General features: G+C 68.6%; 19 protein-coding genes. 6 read left to right on the plus strand and 13 right to left on the minus strand.

Annotated elements, in window-relative coordinates; translation table 11 throughout:
* Nucleotides 1-113 precede the first annotated feature (113 nt).
* The gene (locus tag CV103_RS06070; RefSeq protein WP_245896674.1) at nucleotides 114-485 is read right to left on the minus strand and encodes a GFA family protein; all 372 of its coding nucleotides are present in this window, start codon (nucleotides 483-485) and stop codon (nucleotides 114-116) included.
* A gap of 139 nt (nucleotides 486-624) precedes the next feature.
* Here CV103_RS06070 and CV103_RS06075 point away from each other — a divergent pair, with 139 nt between their 5' ends.
* Together CV103_RS06075 and CV103_RS06080 are read left to right on the plus strand one after the other, a co-directional pair.
* Entirely contained in the window at nucleotides 625-2070 is a 1446-nt protein-coding gene (locus tag CV103_RS06075; RefSeq protein ID WP_107394314.1) for a hypothetical protein, read from the plus strand.
* 88 nt (nucleotides 2071-2158) lie between these two features.
* Nucleotides 2159-3016 (plus strand): HpcH/HpaI aldolase/citrate lyase family protein, encoded by an 858-nt coding sequence (locus CV103_RS06080; RefSeq protein WP_107394315.1) that lies wholly within the window; start codon nucleotides 2159-2161, stop codon nucleotides 3014-3016.
* On the opposite strand, the gene CV103_RS06085 is transcribed toward CV103_RS06080, so the two are convergent.
* The 4 genes from CV103_RS06085 to fliD all read right to left on the minus strand — a co-directional run bounded on the left by CV103_RS06085 (nucleotide 3013) and on the right by fliD (nucleotide 7455).
* A complete protein-coding gene (locus CV103_RS06085; protein ID WP_107394316.1) occupies nucleotides 3013-4317 on the minus strand; it encodes a dicarboxylate/amino acid:cation symporter in 1305 nt (434 codons plus the stop codon). The two genes, CV103_RS06080 and CV103_RS06085, sit on opposite strands and share 4 nt — an antisense overlap.
* Nucleotides 4318-4395: 78 nt before the next feature.
* Nucleotides 4396-5271: an LLM class flavin-dependent oxidoreductase gene (locus CV103_RS06090; protein WP_015459355.1), complete on the minus strand. Its 876-nt coding sequence runs from the start codon at nucleotides 5269-5271 to the stop codon at nucleotides 4396-4398.
* A gap of 108 nt (nucleotides 5272-5379) precedes the next feature.
* Complete coding sequence (locus CV103_RS06095) at nucleotides 5380-5778, minus strand: flagellar export chaperone FliS (protein ID WP_015459354.1); 399 nt, start codon at nucleotides 5776-5778, stop codon at nucleotides 5380-5382.
* 75 nt (nucleotides 5779-5853) lie between these two features.
* Nucleotides 5854-7455 carry a flagellar filament capping protein FliD gene (gene fliD / locus CV103_RS06100; RefSeq protein WP_170112568.1) on the minus strand — a complete coding sequence of 534 codons (1602 nt, stop codon included), beginning with the start codon at nucleotides 7453-7455 and terminating at the stop codon, nucleotides 5854-5856.
* A gap of 144 nt (nucleotides 7456-7599) precedes the next feature.
* On the opposite strand from fliD, the gene CV103_RS06105 reads away from it, so the two are divergent.
* Nucleotides 7600-8592 carry an FAD:protein FMN transferase gene (locus CV103_RS06105; RefSeq protein ID WP_107394318.1) on the plus strand — a complete coding sequence of 331 codons (993 nt, stop codon included), beginning with the start codon at nucleotides 7600-7602 and terminating at the stop codon, nucleotides 8590-8592.
* A 33-nt stretch (nucleotides 8593-8625) separates the two neighbouring features.
* Here the strand turns inward: CV103_RS06105 and CV103_RS06110 are convergent, their stop codons facing one another.
* The 6 genes from CV103_RS06110 to CV103_RS06135 form a co-directional block, all read right to left on the minus strand.
* The gene (locus CV103_RS06110; RefSeq protein WP_107394319.1) at nucleotides 8626-11043 is read right to left on the minus strand and encodes a TonB-dependent receptor; all 2418 of its coding nucleotides are present in this window, start codon (nucleotides 11041-11043) and stop codon (nucleotides 8626-8628) included.
* Between the two features lie 87 nt (nucleotides 11044-11130).
* Nucleotides 11131-11358, minus strand: coding sequence for a ribbon-helix-helix domain-containing protein (locus CV103_RS06115; RefSeq protein WP_107394320.1), 228 nt, complete (start codon nucleotides 11356-11358; stop codon nucleotides 11131-11133).
* 46 nt (nucleotides 11359-11404) lie between these two features.
* Nucleotides 11405-12127 carry an acetoacetyl-CoA reductase gene (gene phbB, locus CV103_RS06120; protein WP_015459349.1) on the minus strand — a complete coding sequence of 241 codons (723 nt, stop codon included), beginning with the start codon at nucleotides 12125-12127 and terminating at the stop codon, nucleotides 11405-11407.
* A gap of 31 nt (nucleotides 12128-12158) precedes the next feature.
* Nucleotides 12159-13166 (minus strand): ferrochelatase, encoded by a 1008-nt coding sequence (gene hemH, locus CV103_RS06125; RefSeq protein WP_107394321.1) that lies wholly within the window; start codon nucleotides 13164-13166, stop codon nucleotides 12159-12161.
* Nucleotides 13163-15379, minus strand: coding sequence for a xanthine dehydrogenase family protein molybdopterin-binding subunit (locus tag CV103_RS06130; RefSeq protein ID WP_107394322.1), 2217 nt, complete (start codon nucleotides 15377-15379; stop codon nucleotides 13163-13165). Before CV103_RS06130 ends, hemH begins: the two co-directional genes overlap by 4 nt.
* Before the next feature lie 75 nt (nucleotides 15380-15454).
* Complete coding sequence (locus CV103_RS06135; RefSeq protein WP_245896676.1) at nucleotides 15455-17152, minus strand: class I adenylate-forming enzyme family protein; 1698 nt, start codon at nucleotides 17150-17152, stop codon at nucleotides 15455-15457.
* Between the two features lie 73 nt (nucleotides 17153-17225).
* Between CV103_RS06135 and lgt the strand changes: the two genes are divergently transcribed.
* Genes lgt through pgeF form a run of 3 tightly spaced genes read left to right on the plus strand, consistent with a single transcriptional unit; the run spans nucleotide 17226 to nucleotide 20005 of the window.
* Nucleotides 17226-18092 carry a prolipoprotein diacylglyceryl transferase gene (gene lgt / locus CV103_RS06140; protein ID WP_015459345.1) on the plus strand — a complete coding sequence of 289 codons (867 nt, stop codon included), beginning with the start codon at nucleotides 17226-17228 and terminating at the stop codon, nucleotides 18090-18092.
* Nucleotides 18093-18108: 16 nt separating this feature from the next.
* Nucleotides 18109-19167, plus strand: a complete 1059-nt coding sequence (locus CV103_RS06145) for a class I SAM-dependent methyltransferase (RefSeq protein ID WP_107394324.1) — start codon at nucleotides 18109-18111, stop codon at nucleotides 19165-19167.
* Between the two features lie 58 nt (nucleotides 19168-19225).
* Nucleotides 19226-20005: a peptidoglycan editing factor PgeF gene (gene pgeF / locus CV103_RS06150; RefSeq protein ID WP_107394325.1), complete on the plus strand. Its 780-nt coding sequence runs from the start codon at nucleotides 19226-19228 to the stop codon at nucleotides 20003-20005.
* Nucleotides 20006-20021: 16 nt separating this feature from the next.
* Here the strand turns inward: pgeF and CV103_RS06155 are convergent, their stop codons facing one another.
* Nucleotides 20022-22517, minus strand: coding sequence for an ABC transporter permease (locus tag CV103_RS06155; protein WP_107394326.1), 2496 nt, complete (start codon nucleotides 22515-22517; stop codon nucleotides 20022-20024).
* Nucleotides 22514-23206 carry an ABC transporter ATP-binding protein gene (locus CV103_RS06160; RefSeq protein WP_107394327.1) on the minus strand — a complete coding sequence of 231 codons (693 nt, stop codon included), beginning with the start codon at nucleotides 23204-23206 and terminating at the stop codon, nucleotides 22514-22516. Before CV103_RS06160 ends, CV103_RS06155 begins: the two co-directional genes overlap by 4 nt.
* Nucleotides 23207-23218: the final 12 nt, after the last annotated feature.

Raw genomic sequence — 23218 nt, forward strand, 5'->3', positions numbered from 1 at the left:
GACGCGCAAGAGAGTGCCCCCGACACCTGCCCACCGCCTCGCGACTGGACGCCGAGCGCCAGCCCTCCTTCCCGGTCGCGGGCCGGGCAGGAGCCGTCCTCCCGCGCCGGCGCTCACCAACTCGCCCCGTCGACCTTCCGCACCTCGACCGCGTCCGGATCGAACCCGTCCAGCAGCCGCGCGTTCATCCCCATCTTGCCGAAATCCTCGCCCAGCGTGCGCCAATGGGTCAGGCAGCCGCAGACCGGGCAGTGGTGGATGCCGATCGTCCGGTCGCCCCACACATAGGCGCGGGTCTCGCCCGTCACCTTCACCGCGCCATCGGGATAATAGGCCATCAGCGCGCCCGTCCTGCGGCACAGCGAGCAGTTGCAGCTATTCACCCACTCAGGGGCGTGGGGCACGGTGAGCGTCACCGCGCCGCAGTGGCAGCTTCCGGTGATGGGCGTGGGGGCGGCTTCGGGCATGGTCGCAGTCTGACCCAATTTTCCTTGTCATCCCAGCGCAGGCTGGGATCGCTTTCCTCCATGTTTCGCCAAAAGCAGGCGATCCCAGTCTGTGCCGGGATGACGGCTGGAGGGGACGCCCTGTCCTACATATAACCATATAGGTTATCTTATCGGCATGACCGACCTCGCCATCCCCTCCGCGCCGGCCGCCTCCCCGGCCGCCCCCGCAACCGCCCTTCCCCGCCGCGACGGCTGGACGCCCGAACGCCAGCGCGCCTTTCTCGAGGCGGTGGCCGAAGGCCATACGGTGGAGGCCGCGTGCCGGATCGTCGGGCTTTCCGTCGCCTCGGCCTACGCCTTCCGCCGCCGCGCGAACGGGGCGGCCTTTGCGCTCGGCTGGCAGGCGGCGGCGTTGCAGGCGCGGGAGAAGCTGGCCGATATCCTCCTCTCCCGCGCGATCGACGGGCAGGTCGAAACCGTCACGCGGGCCAATGGCGACGTGATCGAGCGGCATCGGTTCGACAATCGCCTCGCCACCGCGATGCTCACCCGCATGGATCGGCTGGCCGATGCCCGCGTGGCGGAGGGCACGCACCAGGCCGCGCGGCTGATCGCGCAGGAATGGGAGGCGTTCCTCGATCTGGTCGGCCGCGATTGCTCGCCCGCCCGCGCCGGCCTGTTCCTGGGCCTGCGCGTCGCTGATGGCGGGGAGGAAGGCGACGCCGGCCATGATCTCGCCCCCGTGGTGGCGCTGGCCCGCGCCGATCGCTGGCTGCGGGGCGGCGGCGCGCTGGCGGGCGATGTCGATATCTCCGATCTCGACATGGACGGCCGGGCGGGCTGGACGGCGGACCAGTGGGCGCGGGCCGAGGCCGCCGGCCTGATCCGCGTCGCGGCGCCCGATGCCGGCCCCGACGGCGCCGATGGCAATCCTCAACTTCCTCAACTTCGCGATGGCGCGGACGCCGGCCTGGCGGCGGAGGACGAACCCGTCTGGTGGGATGCGGAGGAGGAAAGCTGGTTCACCCGCTTCCCGCCCCCGCCCGGCTTTCGCGGGCCGGAGGACGGCGAATATGGCGACCCGGATTATTGCCGCGCCCTCTCCCGCGCCGAACGCGCCGTGGTGGAGGCCCGCCACCGATATTTCGTCGATGGCCGCATCGCCGCCGACGCGCCCGATCGCGATCGCTGGTTCGGCTTCGTGCCCTCCGGCCAGCCCGAGGAGGAGGACGAGGAGGAGCAACCCGACGACCCCGAAGGCGATGCGGAGGATGCGCATTTCCGCCGGCAATGCGCGCAGCATGATGCGGCGGTGAACCGGCTCAATCGCCTGCTCGGCCTCTATGACGCGGACGAGGCGTGGCGCCGGGGCAAGGGGCCGGACCCGCTGGGGCTGGAAAATAGCCGCGCCATGTTCCCCGATTTCAACGCCGGGCCGCCAGCGACGCGCCCGGCCGCGGCCCCGCCTGCTCCGGCCGGCCCCACCGGCACCGATCCCGCCGCTTCCGCCCCCACGGACCCCGGCCCGGCTCCATCCGGCAAGCCACTGCCCGACCAGCCACCGCCCGGCGCACAGGCCCCGCCGCGCGATCGCCCGCCCGCCGCCGTCCGCGCGCTCTGAACCGCGCCGTCGCCGCCGGCGGTTCCAAGCCATCCCGATTCGCCCTACAGCCCACCGGCAAGCACAACCGCACCGATCAGGAGGATCCATGGCCGTCCGTCCCCGCCGCAGCGCGCTCTACATGCCGGCGTCCAACCCCCGGGCGGTGGAAAAGGCGCACGCGCTCGATTGCGATGTCGTGATCCTCGATCTCGAGGATGCGGTGGCGCCCGATGTGAAGGCGGATGCGCGCGCCGCCGCCGTGGCGGCGGTTGCGGCCGGCGGCTTCGGCCGGCGGGAACTGGTGGTCCGCGCCAACGGCATCGATACGCCCTGGGGGTTCGATGATCTCGCGGCGCTCGCCGCCGCCCGCCCCGATGCCGTGCTCGTCCCCAAGGTGGATGATGGCGCGGCCGTGGCCCGCCATGCCGCCGCGCTCGCCGGCGCTGCCCCGCTCTGGGTGATGATCGAAACCGCGCGCTCGATCTTCCGGCTGGAGGAGATTGCCGCCGCCCTGGCCGATGCCGGTCCCGGTGGCGGCTTCGTGCTCGGCACCAACGATCTCGCCAAGGAAATGGGGGCGCGGCCCGGCACGCTGCGCGCGCCCTTCCAGGGGATGCTGGGCATGGCCGTCGCCGCCGCGCGGGCGCACGGGCTGGTCGTGCTGGATGGCGTGTTCAACGCGATCGACGACGATGCCGGCTTTGCCGAACAATGCGCGCAGGCGGTGGAATTCGGCTTCGACGGCAAGACCCTGATCCACCCGCGCCAGATCGCCGCGTGCAACGCCGCCTTCACCCCCGATGCCGATGCCGTGGCCTGGGCGCGCGCCATCGTCGCCGCCTTCGCCGATCCGGCCAATGCCGCGAAAGGCGCGATCCGGGTGGAAGGGCGGATGGTGGAACGGCTCCACCTCGCCCAGGCCGAACGCGATCTCGCCGTGGCCGAATGGGCGGCGGCGGGTTAATCCTCGCGGGGGTCGCCGCGCAGGGCGGCGTCCAGCGCCGGCTTGTCCAGCCCGCCCTCCCAGCGGGAAACGACGATGGTGGCCACCGCATTGCCGATGAAGTTGGTCAGGCTGCGGCATTCGCTCATGAACCGGTCCACCCCCAGGATCAGCGCCATCCCCGCCACCGGCACCGCCGGCAGCACGGAAAGGGTGGCCGCCAGCGTGATGAAGCCCGCGCCCGTCACCCCGGCCGCGCCCTTGGACGAAAGCATCGCCACCGCCAGCAGCAGCAGCTGGTCCCCCAGCGAAAGGTGGATGCCGGTGGCCTGGGCGATGAACAGGGCGGCCAGCGTCATGTAGATGTTGGTGCCGTCCAGGTTGAACGAATATCCGGTCGGCACCACCAGGCCGACCACCGCCTTGGGGCAGCCGGCGATCTCCATCTTCTGGATCAGCGCCGGCAGCGCCGCTTCGGAGGAGGAGGTGCCCAGCACCAGCAGCAGCTCGGCCCGCAGATAGGCGATCAGCCGGAGGATGGAGAAGCCGTTATATCGGGCCACCAGCCCCAGCACGACCAGCACGAACAAGGCGGAGGTGAGGTAGAATGTCGCCACCAATGCGATCAGGTTGGCCAGGCTCGCCAGCCCGTATTTGCCGATGGTGAAGGCCATCGCCCCGAACGCGCCGATCGGCGCCGCCCGCATCAATATGCCGACCAGCTTGAACACCGCCTGCGCCACCGTCTCCAGCAGGTCCACCACCGGCTGGGCGCGGCCGCCCAGCATGGTCAGCGACACGCCGAACAGGATGGCGACGAACAGCACCTGCAATATCTCGCCCCCGCTCAGCGCGCCGAGGAAGGTGTCCGGGATGATGTGCATCAGGAAGGCGACGAGCGACTGGTCGTGCGCGGCCCGCGTGTAGGTGGCCACCGTCCCGCTGTCGAGCGTCGCCGGGTCGATGTTCATCCCCTCGCCGGGCTGGACGACATTGGCGACGATCAGCCCCACGATCAGCGCGAAGGTGGAGAAAGTGAGGAAGTAGATGAAGGCCTTGAGCGCGACGCGGCCCACCACGCCCAGCTCCTTCATCCCCGCGATGCCGGTGACGATGGTCAGGAAGATGACCGGCGCGATCACCATCTTCACCAGCTTGATGAAGGCATCGCCCAGCGGCTTCAGCGACGCGCCGACATCCGGCCAGAAATGGCCGATGACGCTGCCCGCGAGGATCGCCGCCAGCACCTGGAAATAAAGCTGGCCGGCCAGTCTCCGCCGGCGCGGCGCCGCTTCCTCCGGCTGGCTTTCGACGACGATCATGGGTGCGGCCCTCTCCCCTCAACGGCCCTTCTCTGCCGCCGGAAGGATGGGAAGTCGAGGGGGAGAGGCCGGGCCCGCTCAGCCCGCCTTGGCGATCACCTCGTCGGCGAAGCGGCGCAGATCAGCCTTCTTCTCGTCGAGCGGCTGGCGGTCCTCCTCCACGGCATAAAGGTTGCGGAAGGCGACGGCGATGTCGGTGACGCCCGCATCCTCGAGCTTGCGGACGTCGTCCAGGCCCAGCATCCCGCCCATCGCCGTGGTGAAGATGCGGTAGGGCCGCCCCGCCGTGCCCAGCTCGGCCCGATAGGCGGCCAGCTTGTCCAGCAGCGGCAGGGTCTGTTCGTAGCTGCCGCCGGCGCACAGCCAGCCGTCATGCCTGGCCGCCCGCTTCAGCGCCGCGTCGGAATGGCCGCCGATCAGGATCGGCAGCGGCCTGGTCGGCACGGGATTGAGCTTCACCGGCGCGAAATCGTAGAATTCGCCCTGGAAGCCGAAATAGCCCCCGTTGGTGAGGCCGCGGACGATCTCGATGCACTCGTCGAACCGCTTGCCGCGCTTGGCGAAATCCACGCCCATCACGGCATAATCCTCCTCCCAGACGGAAAGGCCGACGCCGAAGTTGAAGCGGTTGCCGGTGATCGCCGCGACGGATGCGGCGAGCTTCGCCGAATATACCGGCGGCCGCACCGGCAGCTTCACGACATTGGTGGTGAGTTCCAGCTTCGTGGTCGATGCCCCCAGCGCCGTCGCCAGGATGAAGCTTTCGACGAAGGGCTTGTTCTCCAGGAACTCGCGCCCGCCGTCCGCCGTGTAGGTATATTTGCTGTCGGTTTCCTGCGGGTAGATCAGGCTGTCCGGGATCATGTAGCCGGCATAGCCGTGCGCTTCGGCATCCTGGGCCAGCGGCACCAGATTTTCGAACGGCGTCATCGATTCGGCGTGGTGGAAACGCATGGCGGCCGGCCCTCTCTATCCTGTCCTATGGCAGGCGGAGTAGCCGATGCCGCCCCAAACGACCAGAATCGCCAAGGCGCCAGCTTGGGCGGAAGGGACGCGGATCGATCAGCGAATCCGGTCCCACGCCTCGGCGATGTCGGCGATGATCGAGCGCGCGGTATCGAGCGGGGCGGCGTCATTGTCGTTCACCGCCCGCAGGATGAGCCGGCTGGCCTCGGCATAGACGGAAGCCAGCAGCGGCGCGACATCGCCGCCCTTGTCATGGTCCAGCCCGTTCTCCAGCGCGGCGAGGATCGCCAGCGACCGCGCCTGCGCATCGGATCGGCGCGCATGATCCCCGTTGACCAGCCCCGATTTGAGCAGGGCCATCCGGGTCAGCAGCTCCTCATACAGGATCGAAACCAGCCGATGCGGCCCCGCGCCCTCGATCCGCGTCGCGATATCGACGCTCTGATAGCGGGCACCGGCGGGGGCATAGCGGGCGCGGGCGGCGGAACCGAACATGCATCACTCTCCTGTCGCGGCGGGCGGGGCCGCGCGATGTTCCGAAACGAATTGAACCATGGAACCGGCGGCGGATCAGTTGTTGCCGCTGGTCCACATCTTGATCTGCTGGTCGAGGTAGCTCTGCGTCGCCTTGAACGCCGCCACCCGGCTGTCCATCGCGGTGAACTGGCGGACGAGCTGGTCGTGATAGGCGCTCTCGCGCGTCTCCATCTTCTCCCGATCCTTGGCGATCGTCTTGCTCTCGGTCGCCAGCCGGGCCTGCGTGGTCGCCAGCGGCCCGCCGGACGCGCGCAGCGCATCGCGGATCGCCTGCAAGGCGCCGCCCAGGCCGAGATCGACCGTGATCGTGCCTTCGGCAAGGTTGCCGAGCGGTTCGATCACGAGCCCCTTGGACTTGGCCGCGATCGAGGAACTCAGCTGGCTGCCCGATACGACGCCCAGGAACCCTTCGATCTTGCCCGAAGCCGGATCGCCGGCCACGAGATCGCTCACCGTATAGGTGCCGGGCTTCACCGCTCCATAGGGGCTGACGATCCGGATCAGGGGGCTGGACGCCGTCTGGCCGGGGTTGAACAAGGCCTCGACGCCATCGGGATCGGAGGCGAGGATCGAGGCCAGGCGCGCGCCGTCAACGGCCAGGGTCCCGTCCCGCTGCGTGCGGACGCCGATTTCGGCGAGCGTCGCCGGGCCGCCCGCGCTCGACAGCACGGTCGTGGGCAGCTTGGCGAGCTGGCGCTGCATTTCCCGCAGGCCGACATCGCCGCGCAGCGCGCCGGCGCCCGCCGCCGTCGCCGCGTCCAGCATCGACTTAAGCTCGTTATAGGCCGCGACGAAATCGCTCACCGCCTGCGAGATCGCAGCGGTCGGCCGCGACGAGCCGATGGTGATGACGGTGCCGGCGGCCGCCTTCCTGAGATCGATCTTCACGCCGGGCACCAGATCGGAAAAGCTGTTCGACGTGCGCGTGACCTCCACGCCATCCACCCGCACGATCGCATCCTGGGCCGCCTGGGCGAGACTCATGCCGGATGGGTTGCCGGCATCATAGCTGGCCGGATCGAAGGCGAAGGCCTGCAGGCCGGCATCCGCGCTCGGATCGACCGAAAGGCTGAAGGCCTGCGCGGCGCCGGTCGCCCCCTTGATGACGAGGCGGGATCCGGTCGTGTCCTGGATCACGCTGGCCGTCACGCCCGCGCCGGCCGCGTTGATGGCGCGGGCGAGCCCCGCCAGCGAATCGTTGGCGGCATCGACAGTGATGGCGAAGCTGCCCTTCGCGGTGGTGAGCGTCATCTGCCCCTGCCCGATCGGCGAGGTCGCGCCGGCATAGCTGCCCGAGGCGATGGACTGCGCGGCGGCGAGCTGGCGGACCTCCATCTGCACGGAAAGATTGCCGATCCGGGAACCCGCCAGTGCGCTGGCGGCGACGACGCCGGTGTCGGACGACGTCGCCTGGGTGAAAAGCGAGCCGCCGGAAATCAGCGAGGAGAGAGCGGAGGCGAAGGAATCGATCGCCGAGGAGATGTTGCCGAGCGCGGAAATCTTGGCGCTGTTCGCCTCCTCCCGCTTGGCGATCAGATCCTCCTTGGGTTTCTTCGATGCCGCCGCGAGCTGCTCGACGAGCGTCGCCGTATCGATCCCCGATCCCACGCCCAAGGTTGAAGCAATCGACGTCACTGGCCATTCCCCGCTGATCCATTCGCAGGAACGACCGGATGGAGCCGAGCTTTAGGGCCATCGGGAAATTTACCCGCGACCCGAACGGCCTTTCCGGTGCCCGTTCCCGCTTGCAGGAGAATGGAACCGGCCTAACGAGAGCGGATGGCCGATCCGCACATCCTGATCCCCCACCTGCTTTCTCCATCCGCGATCGCCACCCGGATCGCCGACGGCCGGGTGATCGCCCTGGGCGGCCGGACGATGGGGACGAGCTGGTCGGCGCGGATCGCGGCGCGGGCTGCGCTGCCGGATGCCGGACCGGCCCTGCAAGCCCTGCTCGACCGGATCGTCGCGGAAATGAGCCATTGGGAGCCGACGAGCGACCTCTGCCGCTTCAACCGGCTTCCCGCCGGCGCATGGCAGGCCCTGCCGGCCGATTTCTTCACCGTGCTCCGCCGCGCGATCGACATCGCAGCCGAAAGCGACGGCGCCTTCGATCCGACGATGGGCCGGCTGGTCGATCTCTGGGGCTTCGGCCCCGCCCCCGCCCGCCTCGCCCCGCCTTCGGATGGCGACATCGCCGCGGCTCTGGCGGCATCGGGATATCGGCGGATGGCGATCGACATCCATGGCCGGCGGGCATGCCAGCCAGGCGGCCTCGCGCTCGATTTTTCGGGCATCGCCAAGGGCTATGCCGTCGACATGCTCGCCGATGCCCTGCACCAGGCCGGCCACCGCCACTTCCTGGTCGAAGTGGGCGGCGAGCTGGTCGGCGAAGGCGTGATGCCCGACGGCCAGCCCTGGTGGGTCGATCTGGAGGCGCCGCCGGAAGCCCCCGTGCCGCCGGCGCGGATCGCGCTCCACGGCCTCGCGGTGGCGACGAGCGGCGATTATCGCCGCTTCTTCGATCATGATGGCCGGCGCTACGCCCACAGCCTCGATCCCCGCACCGGCCGGCCGGTGGAAAACGGCGTCGCGGCCGTATCGGTAGTCCACGCCCGTTGCATAGACGCCGACGCCTGGGCCACGGCACTCACCGTGCTGGGCATCGAAGCCGGCATGGCGCTGGCCACGCAAAAGCGGCTGGCCGCACGCTTCATAAGCAACGAGGGCCGGGAAGCCTTCTCCCCCGCCCTCGCCGAAATGCTGGACTGATGGCCCGCCCGGACTTGCCGGGCGGGTGACCGATCAGAAGCTGTAGTTGATCGTGAAGCGTGCGGAGCGGCCTTCGCCCGGCGTCGCCCAGCCATTGTTGCGGATACCCGTGAAGTAACGCTTGTCGGTGAAGTTCTGGATGTTGAGCTGCAATTGCATACCTTCCATCACTTCGTAGCCGAAGAAGGCGCGGTGAACGAGGTAGCTCTTGCTCTTGAACACGGGCGTCAGCGCCGTGCTGCCCGCCACCAGCGGCGTCACGAGCGCGCTATTGTTGAATGCGAAGCTGCCCTGATAGGTGAAGCCGTAACCAACCTGCAGGCCGAAAGGCAGCATGTAGGTGGTGAAGAGGCTCCCCGAGTGGCGCGGCGTGTTCGTGAGCCGCTGGCCACGCTGCGGATCAAGAACAGCCGCATTGTTGCCGCAGGGATTTGTGTTGGGCGTGCCGACAATCGGCCCGGGATGCTCCAGACAGTAATCCGACACGCTCTGCCGCACCTCGCCATCGAGATAGGTGTAGTTGGCGAACACGGCCCATTCTCGGGTGATGTTCCCCGACGCACCCAAGGCGATGCCATCCACGCGGCTATGCCCGTCCTGCACCGGCAGCGTCGGCGCGATGGGATCGTTGGTGTTGACGCTGTAGTTGGTGCGATCGTTACGGAACAGAGCCGCCGTCAGCAGCAGCTGGCGGTCGAACAATTCCGCCTTGGCGCCGATTTCGTAGTTGAACGCCTTTTCCGGCGCCACATCACAGGGGTCAGCGGTGCCGCCGGTAGGCAGACCGATCACCGTGCCGCAGCCCGCACGCACCGAGGCCGAGCGCGGCGTGCGCGAATTGCCGTAGGCGACATAGAGGCTCGCCCACTCGGTAGGCTTGTAGGTAAGGCCAGCACGCCATGAGAAAAGATTCTCGTCGCTCACCTGATTGGCGCCACGGGTATAAGCACCCAGATTGGGGCCAACTGTGGTGTTATAGGTATCGGTGCGGAAGCGCGCCTTGTTGTTCTCATAACGCGCACCCAGGTTCAACTCGACCTGAGGCACCAGGGCGATGGTGTCAAAGGCGTAGATCGCCTTGTTGGTGGTCGAACCATAAGCCTGGCTGGAACGGATATAATTGAACGGTCCGGTATACACCGTGTTCGGATTAGTGATGCTGATGGGTGGCTGCGGGATGGTGTTGCCAGCCGCATCGCGCAGCAACTGGCCCGTGTCCATGTGATAATCTTCTCTAGTATAGGCAACGCCTATCACGAAGCTGTGGTGCAGCGGACCGGTCAGGAAATCCGCCTTGAGGTCGGTCTGATTGTAATAGAGTTCATTTTCCTGATCACGCACGAAACCGCGCGGCCCGCTTGGATAAAAGAAACCCGGCTGATTCGTGGCTCCGGTGCAGGGCAGGCCGGTAGGAAGCGTGCCATCGGCAAGGCACCAAGTGCCTTGCGGCGCGGAGGTGACTGTATTCTGCTCCACGCGCTGCCAGCGGGTCAGATTGCGGATCGATACCTTGTCGCTGAAGGCATGATCGAAGCGCATTGTCGCCTGGTTCAGGTAGATATCCTGATCGTCCAGATTGCGGATGCCGAAATAGCTGCTGTCCTTGATGCCGTCCAGCGGGCCATCGTTCACGGCGTTCCGGTAATAAGGCACGCCATAGACGGGGATATTGTTGTCGCGCTGATAGAGGTAGGAAAGCGTCAGGCTCGTCGGTCCTTCAGCACCGATCTTGACAGAAGGCGCGATGCCCCAGCGCTTGTTCTTTTCGACGTCGCGACCCGGATAGTCATTCTCGTGGATAACGGCGTTGAGACGGACGGCGACCAGATCGCTCACGCGGACATTGCTGTCCACCGTGGCGCGATAATAATTGTCGGTGCCGATACCGGCCGAAACGGTGGTGAGATCGCCCGCCTGCGGCGTCTTCTGCACGAGGTTTATCGATCCGCCGATCGAACCCGAGCCGTTGAACACGCTGTTCGCGCCATTATAGACTTCGATCTGCTGGATATTGAACGTCTCGGTGCGGCTATACTGCGCGCTGTCACGCACGCCGTCATAGAGAATATCGTTGTTTGCCGAATAACCGCGCAGGTTGATGCTATCGCCGAAGCCACCGCCGCCTTCGCCCGCACCGAAAGTGATGCCCGGCAAGGTGGAAAGCGCATCGCGCAGCGTAAGGAGGTTCTGCTGGCGCAGGGTTTCGGCCGAAACCACCGTGATCGTCTGCGGCGTATCCAGCAGCGGCGCCGTCGCCTTCGGCGATTCCACGCGATCGACCTTGATGCCTTCCTCGATCGCCTCTGCCTCGACGGTGACGCCGCCGAGCTTGCCGCCCTCGGCCGTGCCGCTGGACTGCGCCATGGCGGGCGCGGAGGCGATGAAGCCCACGCAGCCGAGGGCGATGAAGGCAGGCGTGGCTACGGAACTGCGGAAATCCGAACTGGCCATGGATGGCTCCCCTTTTGCGCCGCTCTGCGCGGCCCGAACTTATCGGGGGAGGCTATTGCTAGTCATTCTCAATATTGTCAACGTCGATTATTGAGATCGACAGGCACGTTCAAACAGCCAGACGCGAATGGCGCTGGCGAGGTTTGGAGGATCGGGATCGAGCACCCGATCCGCATCGATCCGCGCGACCAGGGCGTTGAGAGGGATATCCTCCGCCCGCGCGGCCGCGACGAGAGCATCCCAGAAAGGTGGTTCTAGACTGATCGAGGTGGAATGCCCCGCGATCATCACCGAACGCTTGACCGGCCCCGGCATCAGGGCCGTCCGGCGCGGATGGCCGCGGGGAAAAGGGCCGGCGCCGTCAATACATGTGCTGCCCGCCGTTGATCGACAGGGTGGAGCCGGTGATGAAGCCCGCATCCTCGCTGGCAAGGAAGGTGACGCCGCGGGCGATCTCCTCCGCATGGCCGAGCCGGCCCACCGGCACCTTGGCGACGATCTTGGCCAGCACTTCCTGCGGCACCGCGGCCACCATGTCGGTATCGATATAGCCCGGCGCGATCGCGTTCACGGTAACGCCGAATTTCGCGCCTTCCTGCGCCAGCGCCTTGGTGAAGCCGTGGATGCCGGACTTGGCGGCCGCATAGTTCACCTGGCCATATTGCCCGGCCTGGCCGTTGATCGAGCCGATATTGACGATCCGGCCCCAGCCGCGATCCCGCATCCCGGCGAAGGTGGCCTTGGCCATGTTGAAGCAGCCGCCCAGATTGGTGCGGATCACCTCGTCCCACGCCTGCCAGTCCATCTTCAGCAGGGTGCCGTCGCGGGTGATGCCGGCATTGTTGACGACGATGTCGATCGGGCCGAGATCGGCCTCCACCTGCCTCACGCCGGCAAGGCACGCCTCATGATCGGCGACGTCCCACTGATAGGCTGGGATGCCGGTGCGATCGGTGAAGGCGCGGGCCCGTTCGCTGTTGCCGGCATAGTTGGCCGCAACCGTGACGCCCTTGGCCTGGAGGGCGAGGCTGATGGCCTCCCCGATCCCGCGCGTTCCACCCGTCACGATCGCAATTCTGGCCATTTGCGTACTCCCACGGCAATTTCGCGAAAGTCTAGAGGCCCGCCCGCCAGCCTTCAAGCTCGGCACCCAGGAGTTTTTTCAACATTTCGATGCCGGCGCCACTATCGTTGAGGCAGGGAAGATAAGCGAACTTCTCCCCGCCCGCCGCGAGGAAGCCGTCGCGACCCCTGATCGCCAGTTCTTCCAGCGTTTCGAGGCAATCGGCCGCGAAGCCCGGCGCCACGATCGCCACCTTGCGGATGCCCCGGCCCGGCAGGGCCGCGAGCGTCGCGTCGGTGGCCGGCTCCAGCCATTTCGCCCGGCCGAAACGGGACTGGAAGGTGACGATGAGCTCGCGTCCCAGCGCCTCCCCCAAAAGCCGCGCCGTCTTTTGGCACTGGCAATGATAGGGATCGCCGAGGCGGAGCGTGCGTTCGGGCATGCCGTGAAAGCTGGCGACGATCGCCTCGGGCACGAAATCCAGCGCCGCCAGCGCCGTCTCGACACCGGCCTTCAGCGCGGCGATATGATCCGGATGATCGAAATAGGGCGGCAGCGTCCGGATGGCGGGCTGGAACCGCATCGCCGCCAGGGTGGCGAAGGCGCGGTCATTGGCGGTCGCCGTCGTCGCCGCGCTATATTGCGGATAGAGCGGGGCGAGCAGGATGCGGTCGCAACCGGCCGCCACCAGCGCGCGGATGCGATCGCCGATCGCGGGGCGCCCATAGCGCATGGCATGATCGACGATGACATCCGGCCCGAAGGCGCCCGCCAGCGCCGCCGCCTGCGCCCGCGTGATGGCCGCGAGCGGGGAACCATCCGGCCGCCAGACCTGGGCGTATGCATGGGCCGATTTCTTCGGCCGCGTCGGCAGGATCAGGCCGTGCAATATCGGCTGCCAGATCAACCGGGGGATTTCGACCACGCGCGGATCGGAGAGGAATTCCCGGAGATAGCGCCGGACCGAGGACGCATCCGGCGCATCCGGCGTGCCGAGGTTGACCAGCAGCACGCCGATGCGCCGCTGGGGCACTGCGGGATGATCGGCGGGCGGGTTCACTGGCCGCCGATGGCCAGCGGCAGCGAGCGCAGGCGCTGCCCCGTTGCGGCGAAGATCGCATTGGCCACGGCGGGCGCCACCGGGGGCACCGCGATCTCGCCCACGCCGCCGGGCGCCTCCTTGCTTGGGATCAGCTCCACGCGGATATCGGGCGTGCCGGCCAGCAGCGGCAGGTTCAGCGCGTCGAAATTGCGCGCCTCCGCCATGCCGCGGGCGAAGCCCGTAGTCGCGCCGAAGGCAGCCGCCAGCCCCCAGACGATCCCGCCTTCGATCTGCTGGAGAACGATATCGGGGTGGATGATCCGCCCGCAATCCACCGCCGCCGCCACGCGATCGACGACGATGCGCTGATCCTCGCCGACATGCGCCTCCACCAGCATCGCCACATGGCTGCCGAAGCTGGAATGGCATGCCAGCCCCTGATTGCCGCCGGGCATGCCGCCATCCCACCCGCCCATCGCCGTCACCGTCGTCAGGCAATGGGCGAGGCGGGGATTGCCGCCCAGCATCTGCATGCGGAACGATAGCGGCTCGATCCCCGCCGATCGGGCAAGCTCATCGATGAAACATTCGGTGAAGAAGGCGGTGTAGCTGTTCGCCACCGATCGCCAGATACCGGTGGGTATCCCGATATCGACCGGCAGGTGATCGATCGCGATCGCCGGAATGGCATAAGGCGGCAACGCCCCTTCCACGGCGGACAGCTCCGCCTTCGCGCCCGGATCGCCGCCGCCGGCCATCAGCCGCGATTGCATGGAGGCCATGGCGGCGGGGGCCGCGATACGCGCCTGCCAGCCAACCACCTCACCCCGCTCGCCCAGGGCCGCCGCCATCCGTGCGCGGGCGGCGGGGCGGAAGCGATCCTGCTGGATGTCGTCGCGGCGCGACCAGGTGAGCTGGACGGGGCGCCGAACCTCCCGCGCGATGATCGCGGCCTGGACGGCGGCATCATTCTCGATCTTCCGGCCAAAGCCGCCGCCGACGAGCATGGGATAGATCGTCACCTGCCCCTCGCTCATGTCGAGCGCGCGGGCGACGGCGGCGCGGGCGAGGCCGGGCGCCTGCGTGGGCATCCACACCTCCATCCGGTCCCCGATCAGCCGCGCGGTCGCGGCCAGCGGTTCCATCGCCGCGTGGACGGCCAGCGGCACCGAATAATCGACCTTCAGCCCCTGCTTGCCGACAAAGGCGGCATCGACATCGCCGACGGCGACGAACCGCGTGGCCTCGCCCCCGTCGAGCGCGGCATTGAGCGCCTGATCGATCGAGTCACTGTCCGGGAAAGGGCCGTCGGTGGTGAAGCGGGGGCGCATCGCATCCAGCGCGCGCTCGGCCGCCCAGCCATTGGTGGCGACGGCCCCGGCCCAGCCCGGATTCTGGACAACCGCGATGACCCCCGGCACCTTCTCCGCCGCCGCCTTGTCCACGCCCGTCAGCCGGGTGGCGCCATGCGGGCCGTGGCGGACCGCCGCGAACACCATATCCGGCAGGCGCACGTCGCCGGCATAGCGGGCCGATCCGTCCACCTTGGACGGCAAGTCGATGCGCGGCACCGAACGGCCGGAAAGCCCACCCGCCCCCGGCGCGCGCAGGGTGACGCCGCCCGGCGCGTCGAGCGACGCCGCCTCCGCCGCAAGCTCGCCGAAGCGCAGGCGATCCTCGCCGCGCGTGACGAAGCCGGCCGCCGTATCACAGGCCCGCCAATCGGCATCCCAGCGCTTTGCCGCCGCCGTGCAGAGCAGGGCGCGGGCAACGGCGCCGGCCTCGCGGAAGCGGGTTTCGAACCCCCGGATCGAGCTTGATCCCCCCGTCACCATCAGCGCGGACCGGATGGCATATTGCCGCGCGGCCCAGCCGCCCACGCCCTTCAGCAGATCGGGCAGCATGCCCTGGGCGGCCTCGCCGATCAGGAAATCATTGGCGTAGAGCGGGCTGATCGGCGCGGGTTCGACCGCGATGGTCCGCCAGTCCGCCCCCAGTTCATCGGCTAGCACCTGCGGCAGCGAGGTCCACACCCCCTGCCCCATCTCCGCCTGCGGCACCACCACGGCGACATGGCCGTCCTCGCCGATCTTCAGGAAGGCGTTGAAGATGGCCTCGCCCGGACTGGCGACGAGATTGGGGCGATAGCTGCGCGGCCAGAGCCCCCAGGCGAGGAGCAGGCCCGCCCCGGCGCCGCCACCGACCAGGAAATTGCGACGGCTTATCGCCATGGAAGGCCCCGAGATCCCATCATCACCCGGCTGAATAAGGAGGGCGCGCCGCGAACGCCAGTGGCTTGAGGGCGATCAGGCCGCGCGGGCGTCCGCTTCCATCTGCCTGGTGAAGCGCTCCCGCAGCGCCCTTTTGTCGATCTTGCCGGTGCCGAGGCGCGGCAGGGGATCGTCCGAGAACCAGAGATGCGCGGGCAGCTTGAACCTGGCGAGGTGCCCGCCGAGGAATTCCAGCAAGGTCACCGCATCCACCGCCCCGCCCCGGCGCATCCGCACCACCGCGCCGACGATTTCGCCCAGCCGCTCGTCCGGCAGGCCGAACACGCTCGCCTCGGCCACGTCGGGATAGGCGTAGAGCGCGGCCTCCACCTCGATGCAGGAGATGTTCTCGCCGCCGCGAATCACGATATCCTTGGCGCGATCGACGATGAAGAGATAGCCGTCCTCGTCCAGATAGCCGACATCACCCGTCAGGAAATGCCCGTCCGCCGTGAAGGCCGCGGCGGTCGCCTCCGGATTGTTCCAATAGCCCCGGATGTTGGCCGCGCTGGCGATGCCGATCATGCCCCGCTCGCCCGGTGGCAGCGCATTGCCATCGTCATCATAGATGGCGACATGGACGAAGGGCGCCTGTGCCGGGCCGGTCGAGGAAGGCTTCGCGGCATAATTGCCCCGGCAGTTGGTGCAGCCGACCGCGTTCGTCTCCGTGAGGCCATAGCCCATCATCGGGTTGCTCTGCGGGAAGGCCTCCATCAGGCGCGGCACATGCGCCGCCGGGCGGGGCGCGCCGCCGGCCGCGATGTCGAGCAGGGTGGAAAGATCGTAACGGCCGCGATCGGGATGCTGCATCAACTCCAGGCTCATCGTCGGCACGCCGACGAAATAGCTCACCTTCTCCGCCTCGATCAGCCTGAGCGCCTCGGTCGCATCCCATTTGGGCATCAGCACCAGCTTGCGCGCGATCACGATGCTGGCGACGAACACCGGTATCTCACCGGTGACGTGGAACAGCGGCACCGTCACCAGCGCCGCCGGCGCTCCCGGCAGATTGTTGCGATCCCCGCCATAGAACGCGCCCAACAGCGTGGCGGTGAGCGCCACGAAGCAATAGGTGGCGGTCGTCACCGCATGATGGGTGGAGACCGCGCCCTTGCACTGGCCGGTGGAGCCCGAGGTGAAGAGCAGCGTGGCGTCGTCCTCGGGCGACACCGCCGGCAGATCGCCTTCGGCCACGCCGTCGATCAGCGGCGCCAGCGCCTGCGCGATCGGCAGATCGATCAGCAGATCGGCCACGCGAACCTCGATGCCGGTATCGGCGATCCGCTGTGCGCGCGGGCCGTCCGCGATGACGAGGCTGGGGGTGGAAAGCTGCAGGCTGTGCGCCAGTTCCTCCGGCGTCCACCAGCCGTTGATCAGCGTGACGATCGCGCCCGCCTTCGCGGCCGCCATATAAGCGACGATCCAGGCCGGCGCGTTGCGCATGGCGATCGCCACCCGATCGCCCTTGCGGATGCCGTGCCCGCCGGCAAGCGACCGGGCCAGCCGTTCGGACCACATGTCCAGATCGGCGTAGGTCAGCCGTTCCTTGCCGGCGACAAGCGCGGTTTCCGATCCATATTGGCCGCAGGCGAAGCGCAAGAGATCGGGCAGCGTGGCCGGCAGCTTCGCGGCCACCGCAAAGCCGCGCGCGTCATGCGTGATCTCGACAAGCCCCCCCGGCCCGGTAACCGCATCCATCACCGCTTGCATGCGGGCGTCCTGCTCACTAGGCATCGGCCGCTCTCTCCTCACGCTTTGCGTTTCTCGTTGCCCCCTTTATGAGGGCCAAAATCCTCGGGGAAAAGCCTTGATCCTGACCTTCCTCGCTGACGCTACGGCAGCCTTGCGGTTTGACCAGCTTGGCCTCTCCCCGGTGGCGCTCGACCTCGGTTTCTTCCAGCTCCGCTGGTATTCGCTGGCCTATATCGCCGGCATCCTCATCGGCTGGTGGTATCTGCTCAAGCTGCTCGACCAGCCGGGCGCGCCGATGGCCCGCCGCCATGCCGACGACATGGTGTTCTATGCCACGCTCGGCATCCTCATCGGCGGCAGGCTCGCTTATGTCACATTCTACCAGCCGGAGATATGGCAGCACCCGCTGGACGTGCTGAAGCTGTGGGAGGGCGGCATGTCCTTCCACGGCGGGGTGATCGGCGTGTCGCTGGGCATCATCCTGCTCGCGCGGAAATATCAGCTCAACTGGCTGCGCATCCATGATTATGTGGCCTGCTGCGTGCCGTTCGGCCTGTTCTTCGGCAGGCTGGCCAATTTCGTGAACGGCGAATTGTGGGGCCGGGCGGCCGACGTGCCGTGGGCGATGATCTTCCCGCGCGGCGGCGACGTCGCCCGCCATCCCAGCCAGCTCTACGAGGCGGGGCTGGAAGGGATATTGCTGTTCGCCGTCCTGTGGTTCCTCTTCTGGAAGACGGATGCCCGCTACCAGCCCGGCAAGCTCGTCGGCACCTTCCTGCTCGGCTACGGCCTCAGCCGCTTCTGCGTGGAATATTTCCGCGAGCCGGACGCACAGCTGATGGAATTCGCCGCGCGCACCCACCTCAGCATGGGCCAGTGGCTGACGGTGCCGATGATCCTGGGCGGCCTCTACCTGATCCTCACCGCCAGGGGCCGCCGCCAGCGCGTGGAGCCCGTGGCAGGCGACCAGAGCGTCGCCTGAGCCGGCGCGGGTTCCGATGACGAGCCCCAGCTGCGAAGAACGGCTCGCCCGCCTGATCCGGGCGGTCGGCCCGATCCCCATCGCCCAGTTCATGGCCGAGGCCAACGGCGCCTATTACGCGTCGCGCGATCCGCTGGGGGCGGCGGGCGACTTCGTCACCGCGCCCGAAATCAGCCAGATGTTCGGGGAGTTGATCGGCCTCTGGCTGGCTGACCTCTGGCAGCAGGCCGGGGAGGAGCCCGCCTGCTATGTCGAGCTGGGGCCGGGCCGGGGCACGCTGGCCGCCGATGCGACGCGGGCGATGCGCGCCATAGGCCTCCAGCCGGCCGTGCATTTCGTCGAGACCAGCCCGGCGCTCCGGGCCGCGCAGGCCGAACGCTTCGCCAATGCCGCCTGGCATGACGATCTTTCCACCCTGCCCGCCGGCAAGCCCCTGCTGCTGGTCGCCAACGAATTCTTCGACGCGCTTCCCATCCGCCAGTTCGTCCGCACCGTGAACGGCTGGCGCGAGCGGATGGTGGCGCACGGCCCGGACGGCTTCGTCCCCGTGCCCGGCGAAGTGCCCGTCGACGCCCTAGTGCCCGATCGCCTGCGGGATGCGCCCGCCGGCTCGATCCTGGAAAGCGCGCCCATGGGCACCGCCATCGCCCGCGACGTCGCCGGCCGCATCGCCGAGCAGGGCGGCGCCGCGATCATCATCGACTATGGCTATGCCGGCCGCGCGGCGGGGGACACCTTCCAGGCGGTCCACGCCCATGCCTATGCCGATCCGTTCGCCCGCCCCGGCACGCGCGACCTGACCGCCCATGTCGATTTTTCCGCGATCCGCCAGGCCGGCGAGGCGGAGGGCGTGCGCGTCCACGGCCCCGTCGGCCAGGGGGCATGGCTGGAAGCGATCGGCATCGGCGCGCGGACGGCGGCGCTTTCCCGCGGCTCGCCCACCCGCGCCGAAGAGATCGAGGCCGCCCGGCACCGCCTCACCGACGCGGGGGAGATGGGGGAGCTGTTCAAGGTGATGGCGTTCGTCGCCCCCGGCTGGCCGGAACCGGCCGGATTCGGGGCGCCGCCGGCCTGACGGTTCATCGGCATGGCGCGGGCTGTCCAACCGTACCCATCGGTGTAAGAAGCCCGCCATGACGCAAGCCATCGATCCGATCCGCGCCGCCTCGCTGGGCGATATCCCCCACGCCTTTCTCGGCCGGCGCGGCGGCGTTTCCACGGGCATCCACGCCGGGCTCAATGTGGGGCTGGGATCGGACGACGATCGCGATGCCATCCGCGAAAATCGCAGGCGCGCCGTCGCCGCCGTGCTGCCGGATGCGCAGCTGGTAACGCTGCACCAGGTCCATTCGGCCGATGCGGTGAAGGTCGACGCACCCTTCCCCGACGAGGCCCGGCCGCATGCGGACGCGCTCGTCACCGATCGGCCGGGCCTGCTGCTCGGCATATTGACCGCCGATTGCGTGCCGGTGCTGTTCGCCGACAGCAAGGCCGGGGTGATCGGCGCGGCCCACGCCGGGTGGAAGGGCGCGATCGGCGGCGTCACCGATGCGACGATCGCGGCGATGGAGGCGATCGGCGCCGATCGCGGGCGGATCGTCGCGGCGATCGGCCCCTGTATCGCGCGCGCATCCTATGAGGTCGATGAAGCCTTCCTCCGCCGCTTTGCCGAGGATGATGCCGAAAATGAGCGCTTCTTCACCGATGGCGTGCGTGCCCGCCATTATCAGTTCGACATCGAAGCCTATGTCACCGCCCGCATCGCCGCCGCCGGCATCGGCCGGGTCGAGGCGCTGGGCCTCGATACCTATGCCGATCCCGATCGTTTCTACAGCTTCCGCCGCGCCACCCATCGCGGCGAGCCCGGCTATGGCCGGCAGATATCGCTGATCGGGCTGCCGCCCCACGCCTGAGCGGCCGCCCGGCGCATCACAATTCCCGAAGCGCGCGGGCGGGCCGCGCCGCCAGCGCCGGCAGCGATCCCAGCAGGCCCAGCGCCAGCGTGCCGAAGCCGCCGATCGCCAGCGTCGCGCCCACCACCGTCCAGTCGGGCGCCCAATCGAGCTCGAACACGCCCGTCACCACATACCAGCCGGCCAATGCGCCGAACAATGCGGCCAGCAGGGAGAGGATGGACGCGAGGATCGCATATTCGATCGCCTGCGCGGCCAGCACCTGCCGGCGCGTTGCGCCCAGCAGCTTGAGCAGCACCGAATCGTAGATGCGCGACCGGCGCGATGCGGCGATGGCACCGACCAGCACGGCGATGCCCGCCGCCAGCGCCACGGACGCGGCGGAGCGGACTGCGGTGGAAAGCTGGCCCAGCACGTCCGCCACCTGGCCGATCACCTCCTTCACCCGGATGAGCGACACGGACGGGAATTGCCGGGTGATCTCGCGGTTGAGCGCGGCCTCGCCCTTTTCCGGCATGGCGATGGTGGCCATGTAGCTGTGCGGCGCGCCCTCCAGCACCCCCGGCGAATAGACCAGCACGAAGTTGAAGCCCATCGTGTCCCACTTGATCTCGCGCAGCGAGGCGATGGTCGCGGGCACCTCGACGCCCAGCACCGACACGGTGATCTCGTCCCCGACCTTCAGGCCCAGGATGCGGGCGGCCTCCACGTCCAGCGAAACGAGCGGCGGCCCCGAATAATCGGGCGGCCACCATTGGCCTTCGACCACGCGGCTGCCTTCGGGCGGCGTGGCGGAATAAGTGAGCCCGCGATCGCCGCGCAGGATCCAGGCGCCCTCGGGCAGCGTATCGAGATCGGCCACGCGCTTGCCGCCGAAGGACACCACCGGCCCCCGCAGCGACGGCACGGTGCGGACCTCCGCCCCCGGCGCGCGGGCGGCCACCAGCGCGCGGAACCGATCGATATCGTCGACCGGAATGTCGAGCGCGAAGAAGCTCGGCGCCTTGGCCGGCACGGTGCTGTCGATCTGGCCGGAAAGATTGGTCTCGATCACCGCGAGCGTGGCGAAAAGCGTGAGCCCGAGGCCGAGCGCCACGACGAGCCGGCCCGTCTGCGCGCCCGGCCGGTGCAGGTTCGCGATCGCCAGCCGCAGCAGCGGCCTGCGCGGGCGCGGCAGGCGCGCGGCGATGCGCCGAACCGCCCAGCCGATCAGGGTGAGCAGCAGCAGCAGCCCCGCGACGGCGGCAACGAACCACGCCGCGAACAGCGGTTCCCGCGCGGTGCCGACCGCCAGCGCGACGATCGCCGCAAGCGTGATGGCCATCGCCGCTAAGACGGGAAATGCCGGCCGCCCCGCCGTCTCCACCCCGCCGCGGAACAGGGACGCGGCGGTCACGGCACGGGCGCGGGCGAGCGGCGCCAGCACGAACAGCAGCGCGATCAGCAGGCCATAGAGCGCGGCCAGCAACAGGGGCCGCGCGTGAATGGCGAAATGCGGCTGCACCGGCAGGGCATCCCCGGCAAGCGCGACGACGGCGGACGGAACCAGGCTGCCCGCAACCACGCCGGTCAGGATCCCCGCGCCGGCGACCAGCCCGATCTGGATCAGATAGGAAAGGAATATGGTGCGCGAGGAAGCGCCCAGCACCTTCAGCGTCGCGATCGCGTTGCGCTTGCCCTCCAGATAGGAGGTGACGCCGTTGCCCACGCCGATGCCCGCCACCGCAAGCGCCGTCAGCCCCACCAGCATCAGGAACTGGCCCAGCCGCCCGATGAAACGCCGGGTGCCGGGCGCGGCGTTGCTGCGATCCTGCACCTCCCAGCCGGCGCTGGGAAAGCGATCGGCGATCTGCTTCGCGACATTCGCGGCGTCCTGCCCATCGGGCAGGCGGATGCGGTAGCGGCTCGTATAAAGGCTGCCCGGCTGCACCAGCCCGGTGGCGGCAAGGCCATCCATGTCCACCAGCGCCGCCGGGCCGAAGGTGAAGCCTTCGCCGACCCGATCGGGTTCTTCGGCGATCAGGCCGATCACCCGCAGCTCGGCATCGCCAATGCGGACCATGTCGCCCGGCTTCACCGCCAGCCGATCGGCCAGCGCCGGGGCGATCGCGACTTCCTTCCCCCTGGGCCGCGCGCCGAGCGCGCCGGGGGCGAGCCTGAAATCGCCATAGAGCGGATAGGCGCCGTCCACGCCCTTCAGCTCGGCCAGCACCGCCTGGGCGCCATCGGGACGCGAGGCCATGGCGCGCATGCGGATGGTTTCCGAAACGCGGCCGGCCGCCACGAAGGCCGCGCGCTCCCCCGGATCGGCGGTGCGCTGGACGATCGACATCTGGACGTCGCCGCCCAGGATCGACTGACCCTGCAACGCCAGTTCCGACGTGATGGCGCTGGAAAGGCTGCCGACGCCCGCCAGCGCCATCACCCCCAGGAACAGGCAGATGGCCAGCAGCCGCAGCCCGGCAAACCCGCCGCGCAGATCGCGCAGCGCCAAGGCCCAGGCGAGCTTCATGCCGCCCGGCTGTCGCTGACGATCCGCCCGTCCAGCATTTCGATGACCCGGCCGCAACGATGGGCAAGCGCGGGATCATGCGTGATGACGAGCAATGTCTCCCCCGTTTCGCGCTGGCGACCGAACAGAAGATCCATGATCGCCGCGCCGGTTCGGGCATCGAGATTGCCCGTCGGCTCGTCGGCGAACAGGATGGCCGGGCGGGGCGCCACCGCACGCGCGATCGCCACGCGCTGCTGCTCACCCCCCGAAAGCTGGGCCGGATAATGGGCGGTGCGATGGCCGAGGCCCACCGCCTCCAGCTCCACGCGCGCGCGGGCGAACGCATCCGCCTGGCCGGCCAGCTCCAGCGGCACCGCCACATTCTCCAGCGCCGTCATCGTCGGCAGCAGGTGGAAAGCCTGCAGGATGATGCCGATCCGCCCGCGCCGGGCCCTGGCCAGCCGATCCTCGTCCATCGCCGCGAAATCGGCGCCCGCGACATGCACCTGGCCGGCATCCGCGCGCTCCAGCCCGGAAAGCACGGCCATCAGCGATGACTTGCCCGAACCGGATGGGCCGAGCAGCGCGACCGTCTCCCCCTCGGCGATCGAAAGATCGATCCCCCGCAGGATTTCGACGCGCGCTTCACCCCTGCCCAGCGCCAGCGTGACATTCCGGGCTTCGATGACGATATTGGCGGCTGACATAGCGAAGGAAGG

This window comes from Edaphosphingomonas fennica, assembly GCF_003034225.1.
GTDB classification, from domain to species: Bacteria; Pseudomonadota; Alphaproteobacteria; order Sphingomonadales; family Sphingomonadaceae; genus Sphingomonas_E; species Sphingomonas_E fennica.

Bases quoted from the DNA above. Each gene is read 5' to 3' on its own strand.
- CV103_RS06110 (WP_107394319.1), bottom strand. From the start codon at position 11,043: ATGGCCAGTTCGGATTTCCGCAGTTCCGTAGCCACGCCTGCCTTCATC.
- CV103_RS06075 (WP_107394314.1), top strand. From the start codon at position 625: ATGACCGACCTCGCCATCCCCTCCGCGCCGGCCGCCTCCCCGGCCGCC.
- pgeF (WP_107394325.1), top strand. From the start codon at position 19,226: ATGACGCAAGCCATCGATCCGATCCGCGCCGCCTCGCTGGGCGATATC.
- CV103_RS06085 (WP_107394316.1), bottom strand. From the start codon at position 4,317: ATGATCGTCGTCGAAAGCCAGCCGGAGGAAGCGGCGCCGCGCCGGCGG.
- phbB (WP_015459349.1), bottom strand. From the start codon at position 12,127: ATGGCCAGAATTGCGATCGTGACGGGTGGAACGCGCGGGATCGGGGAG.
- CV103_RS06145 (WP_107394324.1), top strand. From the start codon at position 18,109: ATGACGAGCCCCAGCTGCGAAGAACGGCTCGCCCGCCTGATCCGGGCG.
- CV103_RS06115 (WP_107394320.1), bottom strand. From the start codon at position 11,358: ATGCCGGGGCCGGTCAAGCGTTCGGTGATGATCGCGGGGCATTCCACC.
- CV103_RS06135 (WP_245896676.1), bottom strand. From the start codon at position 17,152: ATGCCTAGTGAGCAGGACGCCCGCATGCAAGCGGTGATGGATGCGGTT.
- CV103_RS06105 (WP_107394318.1), top strand. From the start codon at position 7,600: ATGGCCGATCCGCACATCCTGATCCCCCACCTGCTTTCTCCATCCGCG.
- CV103_RS06155 (WP_107394326.1), bottom strand. From the start codon at position 22,517: ATGAAGCTCGCCTGGGCCTTGGCGCTGCGCGATCTGCGCGGCGGGTTT.
- CV103_RS06080 (WP_107394315.1), top strand. From the start codon at position 2,159: ATGGCCGTCCGTCCCCGCCGCAGCGCGCTCTACATGCCGGCGTCCAAC.
- CV103_RS06090 (WP_015459355.1), bottom strand. From the start codon at position 5,271: ATGCGTTTCCACCACGCCGAATCGATGACGCCGTTCGAAAATCTGGTG.
- CV103_RS06130 (WP_107394322.1), bottom strand. From the start codon at position 15,379: ATGGCGATAAGCCGTCGCAATTTCCTGGTCGGTGGCGGCGCCGGGGCG.
- CV103_RS06095 (WP_015459354.1), bottom strand. From the start codon at position 5,778: ATGTTCGGTTCCGCCGCCCGCGCCCGCTATGCCCCCGCCGGTGCCCGC.
- CV103_RS06160 (WP_107394327.1), bottom strand. From the start codon at position 23,206: ATGTCAGCCGCCAATATCGTCATCGAAGCCCGGAATGTCACGCTGGCG.